Genomic DNA, 11,911 nt, shown 5'->3' with positions numbered 1-11,911 from the left:
CATCATCGCTTGCTGCCGCCGATCCAGTGCGCCGGTTGGGCGTGGCACTGGAAGCACTGCACCGCCCTGGTGTGGCCCGGCGGCTGCGGCCGGGCGCTCCCCTTGCCGTGACAGGCCAGACAGGCGGCATGGTCGGTGACCACCCGGTGGGTGGCGTCGTCCGGCACCGCCTTGGTGGTGCGTTCCCCGCTGCCCACCACCAGGGCGGTGATCACGGCGCCGACCACGGCGAGGAAGGCGACATCGCGCCTGCCGGGGCGCCAGCGTGGCCTCATGCCGTGCTCCCCCATGGCGCCCTCACCCATCGTTTGCACCGTTTCCACGGGTGCCCATGAGGCGGCGCACCGCCGCGACCAGACGCTGTGGGGTGTAGGGCTTCTGCACGAAGCCGGAGATGGTGCGATCGGCGAAGAGGCGCGTTGCCTCCTCTTCGCTGTAGCCGCTGGAGAGCAGGATCGCCGCCTGCGGGTCGATGGCGCGGATCGCGTCGCAGCAGGCCCGACCATCCATGCGCGGCATGGTCATGTCGAGCAGCACCAGATCGATTGCTTCGCGGTGGCGTCGGAACTGCGCCACCCCCTCCTCGCCGTCGGCGGCGGTGATGGTACGAAAGCCGGCATCCTCCAGCATCATCGCCGCCGCCTCGCGGATGCTCTCCTCGTCGTCGACCACCAGCACCGTGCCGCCGCCGCGCCAGGCCGCCTCCTTCTGCGCCCCGGTCGCCGCCTTGTCGGCGGAGGGCGTCTCCTCCGTCGCCGGCAGCACCATCCGGAAGGTGGTGCCCCGGCCGAGCTCGCTGTGTACCCTGAGCGCTCCGTGGTGGCCGCGCACGATGCCGAGCACCGCGCTCATCCCCAGCCCGCGGCCGGTGAACTTGGTGGTGAAGAAGGGCTCGAAGATCCGCTCTTGCGTCTCCTCGTCCATGCCGCAGCCGGTGTCGGCCACCTCGAGGAAGACATAGCACCCCGGCTGCAGCCGCGCTCCCTCCACCATCTTCGCCAGCGCATCTGCGTCGAGCTCCTCCACCCCGGTCTCCACCGAGATGATGCCGCTGTTCTCCGTGCCGATCGCCTCGGCGCCGTTGATCACCAGGTTCATGACCACCTGCTGGATCTGTGCCGAGTCGGCCGCCACCAGGGGAAGGTCGTCGGCCAGTTGCAGCTTGAGCACCACCGATTTGGGCAGCGACACCTCGATCAGCCCGGTGATCTCCCGCACCAGTTGCGATAGATCGAGCGGCTCGATGACAAACCTTCCCTTGCCGGAGTAGGCCAGCATTTGGCGGCAGAGGGCGGCCGCCTTCTCGCCCGAGGCGACGATCTTGTGCAGCACCTCCCGCGCCTCGTCCGGGGCTTCAGTCAGCCGCGCTTCGGCGATGGCCGCGTTGCCCATGATTGCGGTGAGGATGTTGTTGAAGTCGTGGGCGATCCCGCCGGCGAGCACACCGAGCGACTCCAGCCGCTGGGTGTGTTCGAGCTGCTGCCGGCGCTGCTGCTCCGCTCGAATGTCGCGGGCGATGACCGAGAAGCTCTCCACGCTGCCGTCGGACCGCTTCTGCACCCCGAAGGCCGCCATCGTCGGGATCTCCGTTCCGTTTCGGTGGAGGAAGCGGATCTCGGTCTGGTACTCCCCGCCGGCGATCAGCCGGGGCAAGCCCTCCTGCTGCAGCCGTCGCAGGTCGTCCGGCGGATGGAAGTCGGCCAGCTGCATGGTCGAAACATCGGCATCCGGCGCGATGCCGAGCAGCGCGCGGCCGGCCGGATTGACGTAGAGCGCCCGCCCATCGGCATCGGCCATGCCGATGAAGTCGGAGCTGGTCTCGATGATGGAGAAAGCGCGCCGTCGCTCGATGGCGGCACGCTGGTTGACGATGGCCAGCCCGGCCAGTTCGGCGGCCATCTCAATCACGTCGAGTTCGAACTTCTGCGGTTCGTGCGGCTTGCGGTAGTAGATGGCAAAGGTGCCGATGACGCGGAAGTGGTCGTCGAAGATCGGCTGCGACCAGCAGGCGGCGAGCGCAAAACGGGCGGCCAGCTCCCGGTACTCCTGCCACAGCGGATCGTTGGCGATGTCGCCGACCACGACGCGCTGGGCGTAGTAGGCGGCGGTGCCGTAGGAGCCGGCGCGCGGGCCGATGGCGGTGCCGTCGATCGCCGCGCAGTATTCCTGTGGCAGATTGGGGGCGGCACAGTGGTGCAGCCGCCCCGCACGGTCGACCAGCAGCAGCGAGCAGATGGCCTGCGGCAGGGATTGCTCGATGCGTAGGACGAACTGCTCCATCAGCGGGCCGAGCGCCTCGTGCGGCTGCAGCAGCAGCTCCGTCAACTGCTGGCGCAGCGCACGCAACCGACGGGAGTGGGCCAGCTCGCTGATGTCGCGCACGGTGGCCTGCAGCAGGGCGCCGGTCTCATCGGGCATGGCGCTCAGGGTCACCTCGGCGATGAAGTCGCGCCGGTCGTCGAGGCGGCGATGGACCCATTCGAACCGCAGGGTGCCCCGCTCGAGCGCCTCGGCGATGCGGCGGTCGGCCAGGGTGCGCGAGTCGCTGCCGTCGGGCTGGGTCGGCGGTGAGAGCTCGGCGGGATGCTTGTCGAGGAACTCCGATTCGTCGCGGCAGCCGAAGAGCTCCAGCGTCGCCGGGTTGCACTCGATGAACCCGTGCTTGTCGAGCAGCATGACGGCGTCGTGGTTGGAGGCGAACAGCAACCGGTAGCGCTGGTGCTGCGCTTCGATCTCGCGGGTGCGGGCGCGCACCTGTAGTTGCAGCCGGTGGTTGCTCAGCCAGAAGAGCAGCGCCAGCAACGCGAGCAGGATGAGGGTTGTGATCACCAGCGCGCGGTGCTGCTCCAGCCAGCCGGGCGGCTTGACCAGCCAGCGATGGGCCAGCCGGTCGTAGACCCCCTCCTGCTTGAGTTGGCGCAGGCCGTCGTTGAGCAGTGCGATCAGCTGCGGGTTGCTCTTGCGGGTGGCGAAGCAGTAGGGCTGCGGCCAGAGGGCGACGGCGGCCAGCTCAACATGGGGCAGCTTGTGCCGGCGCAGGAAGTAGAGCCCCGGCTGCTCGGCGGCGAAAAAGGCGGCGACCCGACCGCCGTCGAGCAGGGTGAAGCCCTCCTCTTTGCTCCCGACCAGGACCCGTTTGAAATCCCGCCGACCCTTCAACTTCTCGACGGCGATGTCGTGACGCTGCAGGGCGACGACGCTGCCGGCGATCGAGGCGAGATCGTGGATGCCTCGGTGGCGCGCGTTGCGGAAGATCGCCTGCTCGATGACGCTGTGCGGATCGGAGAAGAGGTAGCGCTCCTCGCGCTCGGGGGTGCGGATCATGCTCAGCAGGTCGACCGCGCCGCTGTCGAGGGCGGCCACCGCCTCCGGCCACGGCATGGCCCGGAAGGTGAAGCGAACGCCGGCCCTTCGGCCGATGGCGCGCAGCAACGCCGGCAGCAGCCCGTCGATGTCGCCGTCGGCGTTGCGGAACTCGTAGGGAGCGTATTCAGCGTCCACCGCCACGCGCCAGGTGGGCGGCTCCCCGGCACGGCCCGCCGACGGCCAGCCGGAGAGCAGCAGGAGGGCCGCCAGCAGGGCCGTCGGGAGCGTGGTCGGTCTCATCGTGCAGAATCGTCGCAGCTTCCGGCGCCATTGCAAGGCGGGGCGGGGCAGGCCGTCGGGTGGGGTTGAATGTGCGGTGGCCGACCCCCACAGAGGAGGATCATTGATGATCCCATCGCAAAAAGTCCCTCCGTGGGCTTTTTGCTCGACGGGAATCGAAGACCGCATTCTCCGTCGGTTGCATGTGCAAGCCTCGCTCTTGCGCGGCATGCCGGCACCGCGGATGTCGGCTTCGCCAGAAGCAGCGCGAACATCGCTCCCCGGTGGGGGGCATGGCGGCCGGTGTATCGCCAAGTCGTCGAATCAAGGAGGAATCGGGCAGTGGCCGGAGAGCAGCACGATCAGGCGGGAACGAGAAGAACGAAGCGGCGGCAAGAGCAGCAGCCCACCCCCGACGAGCGCGATGCGGGCGCACAGGAGGAGCGGCAGACCGACGCCGGAGAGGCCGGAGATCGGGAGCAGCAGCCCGGCCCGGAGGAGCTTCAGCAGCGGCTGGACGAGCTGCAGGACAAGCTGCTGCGCGCCCACGCCGAGATGGACAACCTGCGCAAGCGGACCGCGCGGGAGGTGACCGACGCCCGCAAGTTCGCCATCGAGCGCTTCGCCGTCGCCCTGCTCGACGTGGTGGACAACCTCGAGCGGGCGCTGGCGGTGGAGGAGGGGCAGGAGCAGGCGCTGCGCGACGGAATCCGGCTGACGCTGGATGGCTGGCACAAGGTGATGGAGCGCTTCGGTCTGGAGCGGTTCGACGCCGTGGGCGAGCCGTTCGACGCCCACCGCCACGAGGCGCTCTCCCAAGTACCCGACGACGCGCCGGAGGGAACGGTGGTCGCCCAGCATGTCGCCGGCTACACCCTGCACGGGCGGTTGATCCGCCCGGCCAAGGTGCTGGTGTCCGCCGGCAGCGACGGCGGTTGAAAAACATGCCCGCCGCCCCCACAAGGGGAGGGGACGCGAAGGCGAAATCCCCATCATCAGGAGAGGAGACGACATGGCCAAAGTAATCGGAATCGACCTGGGAACCACCAACTCGTGCGTGGCGATCATGGATGGCGACCACGCCAAGGTGATCGCCAACTCCGAGGGCGACAACACCACTCCTTCGGTGGTCGCCTTCACCGACAAGGAGCGGCTGGTCGGCGCGCCGGCCAAGCGGCAGATGGTGACCAACCCGAAGAACACCTTCTACGCCGTCAAGCGGCTGATCGGGCGCAAGTACGACTCGGAGGAGGCGCGCCACCACCGCGAGCTGGTCCCCTACCCGGTGGTCAAGGCGGACAACGGCGACGCCTGGGTGGAGCACAACGGCAAGAAGATGAGCCCGCAGGAGATCTCGGCCATCGTGCTGCAGAAGATGAAGAAGACCGCCGAGGACTACCTGGGCGAAGAGGTGAAGGATGCGGTGATCACCGTGCCGGCCTATTTCAACGACGCCCAGCGTCAGGCGACCAAGGACGCCGGCGCCATCGCCGGGCTCAACGTGCTGCGCATCGTCAACGAGCCGACCGCCGCATCGCTGGCCTACGGCCTCGACAAGACCGACCACAACAAGATGATCGCCGTCTACGACCTCGGCGGCGGCACCTTCGACGTCTCCATCCTGGAGATCGGCGACGGTGTCTTCGAGGTCAAGGCGACCAACGGCGACACCTTCCTCGGCGGTGAGGATTTCGACCAGGCGCTGCTCAAGTATCTGGCCGAGGAGTTCAAGAAGGAGCAGGGCATCGATCTGATGAACGACAAGCTGGCCCTGCAGCGGCTCAAGGAGGCGGCGGAGAAGGCCAAAATCGAGCTCTCATCGAGCATGGAGACCGAGGTCAACCTGCCGTTCATCACCGCCGACCAGTCGGGGCCGAAGCACCTGCTGATCAAGGTGAGCCGGGCCAAGTTCGAGAGCCTGACCGCCGATCTGGTCGAGCGCTCGCTCGGACCGTGCCGTGCGGCGCTCAAGGATGCCGGCATCACCACCAGCGACATCGACGAGGTGGTGCTGGTCGGCGGCCAGACGCGGATGCCGCTGGTGCAGAAGAAGGTGGCCGAGTTCTTCGGCAAGGAGCCGCACAAGGGGGTCAATCCCGACGAGGTTGTGGCCATCGGCGCCGCCATCCAGGGCGGGGTGCTCACCGGTGACGTCAAGGATGTGCTGCTGCTCGACGTGACGCCGCTGTCGCTCGGCATCGAGGTCGAGGGTGGGCTGTTCAACCGCATCATCGAGAAAAACACCACCATCCCGACCAAGAAGAGCCAGGTCTACACCACGGCGGCCGACAATCAGACGGCGGTGACCATCAAGGTGGCGCAGGGTGAGCGTGAGATGTTCTCCGCCAACAAGCTGCTCGGGGTGTTCAACCTCGAGGGGATCCCGCCCGCCCCGAGGGGGGTGCCGCAGATCGAGGTGACCTTCGACATCGACGCCAACGGCATCATCCATGTCCACGCAAAGGACAAGGGGACCGGCAAGGAGGCGTCGATCCGCATCGAGGCGGGCTCCGGCCTCTCCGAGGAGGAGATCGAGCGCATGAAGCGCGAGGCCGAGGAGCATGCCGAGGAGGATCGCAAGCTCAAGGAGCGGGTCGAGGCCAAGAACCGCGCCGATGCGCTGATCTACTCGACCGAGAAGGCGCTCAAGGAGAACGGCGACGCCGTCGACGCCGATACCCGCAAGCAGATCGAGGAGGCGCTCGAGAAGCTGAAGAAGGTGGTCGAGGAGGGCGACGTCGAGGCGATCCGCTCCGCCGAGCAGGATCTGGCCGCGAAGTCGCAGAAGCTGGGCGAGGCGGTCTACAAGAAGATGCAGCAGGAGCAGGCCGCCTCCGGTGGCGCCGCCGCCTCCGCCGATGCATCATCCGCCGCCGGCGCGGCCGACTCGGGCGCGGCCGACTCGGGCGCGGCCGAGGCGGAGGTGGTCGACGCCGAGGTGGTCGACGACAAGAAGTAGCCCGACTTCCGCCCGCTCGGCGGGCGTCCGCCCCCTGTACGGGGGGCGACCAAGCGGTGGTGGGTCGGTGACGATCCACCACCGCTTGTTTCCTTTTGCGGCCGCCCCGGCCGCAGATGCCGGCTTCCCGCGAAGCCGTCGACAAGGAGCGGATCACAGGTGAGCAAACGGGACTACTACGACGTTCTGGGTGTGGATCGCAACGCGGACGAGAACGCCATCAAACGCGCCTACCGCAAGCTGGCCATGAAGTACCACCCCGACCGCAACCCCGATGATCGCAACGCGGCGGAGAGGTTCCGCGAGATCACCGAGGCTTACGAGGTGCTTTCCGATCCCGACAAGCGGGCGCGTTACGATCAGTACGGCCATGCCGGCGTCGATGAGCAGATGCAGAACATGTGGGGCGGTGGCTTTCAGGATTCGCACGCCTTCCGCGACTTCGGCGACCTCTTCGGCGACGTCTTCAGCGACATCTTCGGCTTCGGCGGCGGCCAGCGCAGCGGCCGTGGCGCCGATCTGCGCTACAACCTGCAGCTCACGCTGGAGGAGGCGGCCAACGGCCGCGAGGTGGAGCTGGAGATCCCGCGCCAGGTCCAGTGCGACACCTGCCAAGGCAGCGGTGCACGGCCCGGCTCCCGCCCGGTGCCGTGCAAGACCTGCGGCGGCCACGGTCAGGTGCAGATGCAGCAGGGCTTCTTCGCCGTGCGCCGCACCTGCCCCAGTTGTCACGGCTCGGGCAAGCGGATCGAGTCGCCCTGCATCACCTGCGGCGGCAGCGGGCGGCGCCGGGTGACCAAGAGGCTCAAGGTGAAGATCCCCGCCGGTGTCTACGACGGTGCACAGGTGCGGGTCGCCGGTGAGGGCGAGGGGGGGATGCACGGCGCACCGCCGGGCGATCTCTACATCGTGGTCTCGCTCAAGCCGCATCCGATCTTCACCCGCGAAGGGGCCGACCTGCACTGCACCATGCCGATCACCTTCCCGCAGGCGGCGATGGGTGCCGAGGTGGAGGCGCCGACCCTGAACGGCAAGGTGCGGATCAAGATCCCGCCGGGCACCGAGGGGGGGAAGGTGTTCCGCCTGCGCGGCCACGGCGTGCCCGATGTGCGCAACCACGGGCAGCGGGGGGATCTCTACGTCCGGGTGCAGATCGCGGTGCCGCGCAAGCTCACGCCGCACCAGCAGCGGTTGTTGCGCGAGTTCGCCGAGTCGGCCGGTGATGAGATCTATCCCGAGCGCTCCTCCTTCCTCGACAAGGTCAAGGCGTTCTGGGACGACCTGGCCGGGGAGATCAAGTGACGTCACCGCTGCGGGTCGCGGTCGCCGGAGCCGCAGGGCGGATGGGGCGGATGGTGGTGCGCGCGGTGCTGGGCGATGATGCGGCGCTGCTGGTCGCGGCCGGAGAGCGGCCGGGAAGCCCGTGCCTCGGCGCGGATGCCGGCACGCTGATCGGTCGGGATGCCTGCGGGGTGGCGCTGCGGCCGGAGCTCGACCCCTCCTCCGGCTTCGATGTGGTGATCGACTTCACCGCGCCGCAGGCGACGCTGGCTCACGCCGCGGTCGCCGCCGATGCCGGTTCCGCGATGGTCATCGGAACCACCGGTTTCGAGCCGGCCGCGCTCGAGGCGCTGCGCGCGCGGCTCGCCGGGGTGCCGGTGTTGATGGCGCCCAACTTCTCGGTCGGGGTCAACCTGGCGTTGCAGTTGGTGCGACGTACGGCGGCGCTGCTCGATGCGGAGTATGACGCCGAGATCGTCGAGGCGCACCATCGTCACAAGGTCGATGCACCCAGCGGGACCGCGCTGGCCCTGGGTCGGGCGGTGGCCGATGGTCGCGGCGTGGCGCTCGACGGCTATGGGGTCTTCACCCGTCACGGTGCTTGCGGCACGCGCCCTCCCGGCGCGATCGGTTTCGCCGTGGTGCGGGCCGGCGGCATCGTCGGCGAACACAGCGTCCGCTTCGTCAGCGACGAGGAAGAGGTGGAAATCCGCCATGTGGCGCGCGACCGCATGGTCTTCGCCAAGGGGGCGCTGCGCGCAGCCCACTGGTTGCGCGGCCGGCCGCCCGGCTGGTACTCCATGGCCGACATGCTCGGCTTTACCGATGATTGACGATTTCGCGGGAAGTCGGCAGTCGCGGTCAGGACGACCGCGCAAATCCGCAGCTTGCTTCTGCAAGCGAAGGATTTGTAAGGCAACCAAAGACCGCGCTCTTCGACTGCCGTCAAGCAAAAAATCCACGGACGGACTTTTTGCGATCTCATCATGACTGACGCCGTCGGCGTCGCCGTCTTCGGTGCCAGCGGCTACACCGGCGCCGAGCTGATCCGGCTCGTCGCCGCCCATCCCCTCTTCGAACTCCGCCACGCCGCCGCCGGGCGGATGGCCGGTGCATGCCTCGGGTCGGTGCTCCCCTCCCTGGGGGCGCGTGATGCCGGGATGGTGCTGGCCGACGGTTCCGCGCCGCCGCCGGACGGCGTGCGGCTGGCCTTCACCGCCCTGCCCCACGCCACCGCCGCGCCGGTGGTGGCCGATCTGGTGCGGCGGGGGATCCGGGTGGTCGACCTGAGCGCCGATTTCCGCCACCAGGACCTCTCCGCCTACCGCGAGGCCTACGGCATCGCCCACAGCGAGCCGGAGTTGCTGCGCAGCGCAGTCTACGGTCTGAGCGAATGGAACCGGCAGTCGATCGCCGGCGCCGATCTGGTGGCCAACCCCGGATGCTACCCCACCTCGGTGTTGCTGCCGCTGCTGCCGCTGCTGCTGGCGGATGCGGTGGATCGCGATGGTGTCGTCGTGGATGCCAAGTCGGGGCTCTCGGGTGCGGGGCGGGCCGTGAAACAGGGGAGTCTTTTCTGCGAGGTGAACGAATCGGTGGCCGCCTACGGCCTGCCGCGCCACCGCCATCAGTGGGAGATGGAGGAGCAGGCGCGCGCCTTCGCCGGGCCGGCCGCCTGCCGCATCCGTTTCACCCCCCATCTTGTCCCGATGAACCGTGGGATGCTCTCCACGCTCCATCTACGCGGTGATGCGGAGCGCTGGCACGGGATCCTTGCCGAGCGCTACCGCGACGACCCCTTCGTGCGCGTGTTGCCGCCGGGGGAGCTGCCCGGCAGTGCCGCGGTCCGCGGCAGCAACCGCTGCGACATCGGGGTGGCGGTGCAGGAGAAGGAGTACGGTGTGGTGGTCTCCTGCATCGACAATCTGCTCAAGGGGGCGGCGGGTCAGGCGGTGCAGAACGCCAACCTGATGTTCGGGTTGGAGGAGGGGTGCGGACTGAGCCGGGAGGCGCTCTGGCCCTAGCCGATCGGCTGCGGTCGCGGCTTTTGGCCGACGCCGGCCGGCCGGAGCTGCGCGCCTGGTGGATCACGCTGTTGCTCTTCCTCCTGGTGGCGCCTGCCGCATGGATTGGCCCGGAGCGGACGGAGGTGCGGGCGCCTGCGGCGCATCCCGATCCCGATGTGCAGCGGCGGTTGCGCCACCTGCGCGCCGCGCTGCGGTTGGCGCAGGCGCGGGCCGATGCGTTGGCTGGGATGGTGGCCGAGCGCGATCGCCGGCTGGAGCAGCGCGCGGCCCGTCTCGCCCGGCTGGAACGGATCCTGCAGCTGCGCAAAAGCGGGTGGGTCCATCTGATCGACGGCAGGATGCGGCTCGATCCCCGGGGGAGTTGGCACATGGAGATCACCCTGGTGCGCGGCGGCAACCACCGCGGGCTCCTCCACACCTGGCTGCAGTTGATCGCCGACGGGCGGGAGGCGGAGCCGTTGCCGCTGTCGCTGCCCGATGGGGATGGCTACGAGCGGACCCTGGCCATCGATCTGGAGAGCCACGCCTTCGTCCGTGCGCGGGTGGAGTGGCCGGATCTGCGTCCGCCCGCTCGTCTGGAGGCGCTGTTGCTCGACCGTGACGGCGAGGTGATCGCCCGCTACCGCTTCGCCTCCTCCGTCGGGGTGGGGTCGGAACGGGCCGACGACGGGGCGTGGCAACCGTGATGACGTCGTTCGAAACGCGGCCATGGACGACCGCGCGCTTCGATTGCCGGGAAGCCAAGGCATCCATGATTCCATCGCAAAAAGTCCCTCCATGGACTTTTTGCTCGATAGCGATCGAAAAGCGCGGTTTTCGATCGCCTTACAAAACAGTAGCTTGCATGCGCAAGCTCGCGTTTTGCGCGGCCATCCGTGGCCGCGGCTGCCGGCTTCTTGCGAAGCCGTTATCCATGGAGGGACGTTTTGCGGTTTGATCATGATCGTTGCCTGGGAAGACCATCGACCGGCGCTCGATGCGCCTGCCTTTCTCGCCCCTTCGGCCGAGATCATCGGGAGGGTGACCATCGGCCGTGACAGCTCGATCTGGTATCAGGCGGTGCTGCGCGGTGATCTCGAGGAGATCGTCGTCGGCGCGCGCAGCAACATCCAGGACCACTGCATCCTCCACACCTCGCAGGGGGTGACCCCCTGCATCGTCGGCGACGACGTCACCGTCGGCCATCGGGTGATCCTGCACGGCTGCACCATCGGCGACGGCGCGCTGATCGGCATGGGGGCGGTGATCATGGACCGGGCGGTGGTCGAGCCGGGCTGCCTGGTGGCCGCGGGGGCCCTGGTCACCGAGGGGAAGCGGCTGCGCGGCGGCTGGCTCTACGCCGGGGCGCCCGCAAGGGAGCGGCGGCCGTTGACCGACGAGGAACGGGCCTTTCTGCGCCGCTCGGCGGAGCACTACATCGAGGCGGCGCGTCGACACGCCCGCAGTCTGGAGGGGATCGATGGGTGATGGTTGCGCCTCCGCCAACCCCACTGCCGGGCGTCGGGTGCGGGGATCGTGACCGGGGTGTCGGGCGCAGGGGCGCCACGACCGCATGCGGCGATCGATCTCGGCTCCAATACCATCCGGCTGCTGGTCGCCCGCCCCGATGAGGGGCGCCGGCCGCCGTGGCACAAGCTCCACTACCGGCACGCCGTCGCCCGGCTGGGCGAGGGTGTGGCCGAGCACGGCCGCCTGAGCGAAGCGGGCATGGCACGGGCCTGCTCGGTACTTCATGGCATGGCTGCGCGCTGCCAGGAACTGGGGGTTGCTCCGGAGCGCATCGCCGCCGTTGCCACGGCGGCGGTGCGCCAGTCGACCAACGGCCGGGCCTTCTGTCGCATGGTACAAAAGGAGTGCGGCATCACCCTGCGGGTGTTGACCGGGCAGGAGGAGGCTCGTCTGGCGCTGGCCGGCGCCCGCTGTGCGCTGGAGCCGGAGGTGGCTGAGCGCATGGTGCTGGTCGACATCGGCGGCGCCAGCACCGAGTTCATCCGGGTGGTCGACGGGCGGATGGTCGATGTGATCAGCCTGCCGCTGGGGGTGATCCGGCTGGTCGAAC

10 protein-coding genes are annotated in these 11,911 nt (G+C 68.8%); 8 read left to right on the top strand and 2 right to left on the bottom strand.

Annotated elements, in window-relative coordinates; translation table 11 throughout:
• Nucleotides 1–2: 2 nt before the first annotated feature.
• Together D6682_02625 and D6682_02620 are read right to left on the bottom strand one after the other, a co-directional pair.
• A complete protein-coding gene (locus D6682_02625; protein RMH52059.1) occupies nucleotides 3–290 on the bottom strand; it encodes a hypothetical protein in 288 nt (95 codons plus the stop codon).
• 7 nt (nucleotides 291–297) lie between these two features.
• Nucleotides 298–3,816: a response regulator gene (locus D6682_02620; GenBank protein RMH52058.1), complete on the bottom strand. Its 3,519-nt coding sequence runs from the start codon at nucleotides 3,814–3,816 to the stop codon at nucleotides 298–300.
• Between D6682_02620 and D6682_02615 the strand changes: the two genes are divergently transcribed.
• From D6682_02615 to D6682_02580, 8 genes are all read left to right on the top strand, one after another.
• A complete protein-coding gene (locus D6682_02615) occupies nucleotides 3,676–4,524 on the top strand; it encodes a nucleotide exchange factor GrpE (GenBank protein ID RMH52092.1) in 849 nt (282 codons plus the stop codon). The genes D6682_02620 and D6682_02615 overlap by 141 nt on opposite strands.
• A 73-nt stretch (nucleotides 4,525–4,597) precedes the next feature.
• On the top strand, nucleotides 4,598–6,544 hold the full coding sequence (gene dnaK / locus D6682_02610) for a molecular chaperone DnaK (GenBank protein ID RMH52057.1): 1,947 nt from the start codon (nucleotides 4,598–4,600) through the stop codon (nucleotides 6,542–6,544).
• Between the two features lie 159 nt (nucleotides 6,545–6,703).
• The gene (dnaJ, locus tag D6682_02605) at nucleotides 6,704–7,846 is read left to right on the top strand and encodes a molecular chaperone DnaJ (protein ID RMH52056.1); all 1,143 of its coding nucleotides are present in this window, start codon (nucleotides 6,704–6,706) and stop codon (nucleotides 7,844–7,846) included.
• A gap of 41 nt (nucleotides 7,847–7,887) precedes the next feature.
• Nucleotides 7,888–8,658, top strand: coding sequence for a 4-hydroxy-tetrahydrodipicolinate reductase (locus D6682_02600; protein ID RMH52091.1), 771 nt, complete (start codon nucleotides 7,888–7,890; stop codon nucleotides 8,656–8,658).
• A 153-nt stretch (nucleotides 8,659–8,811) separates the two neighbouring features.
• The gene (locus D6682_02595; protein RMH52055.1) at nucleotides 8,812–9,849 is read left to right on the top strand and encodes an N-acetyl-gamma-glutamyl-phosphate reductase; all 1,038 of its coding nucleotides are present in this window, start codon (nucleotides 8,812–8,814) and stop codon (nucleotides 9,847–9,849) included.
• Between the two features lie 23 nt (nucleotides 9,850–9,872).
• Complete coding sequence (locus D6682_02590) at nucleotides 9,873–10,538, top strand: hypothetical protein (protein RMH52054.1); 666 nt, start codon at nucleotides 9,873–9,875, stop codon at nucleotides 10,536–10,538.
• A 253-nt stretch (nucleotides 10,539–10,791) separates the two neighbouring features.
• Entirely contained in the window at nucleotides 10,792–11,319 is a 528-nt protein-coding gene (locus D6682_02585) for a gamma carbonic anhydrase family protein (protein ID RMH52090.1), read from the top strand.
• A 405-nt stretch (nucleotides 11,320–11,724) separates the two neighbouring features.
• The coding region (locus D6682_02580; GenBank protein ID RMH52053.1) for a Ppx/GppA family phosphatase at nucleotides 11,725–11,911 on the top strand (187 nt) is incomplete at its 3' end.

It is taken from the genome of Zetaproteobacteria bacterium (assembly GCA_003696765.1).
Taxonomy (GTDB): Bacteria; Pseudomonadota; Zetaproteobacteria; order Mariprofundales; family J009; genus RFFX01.
This window is presented reverse-complemented; position numbering and strand designations above follow the sequence as displayed.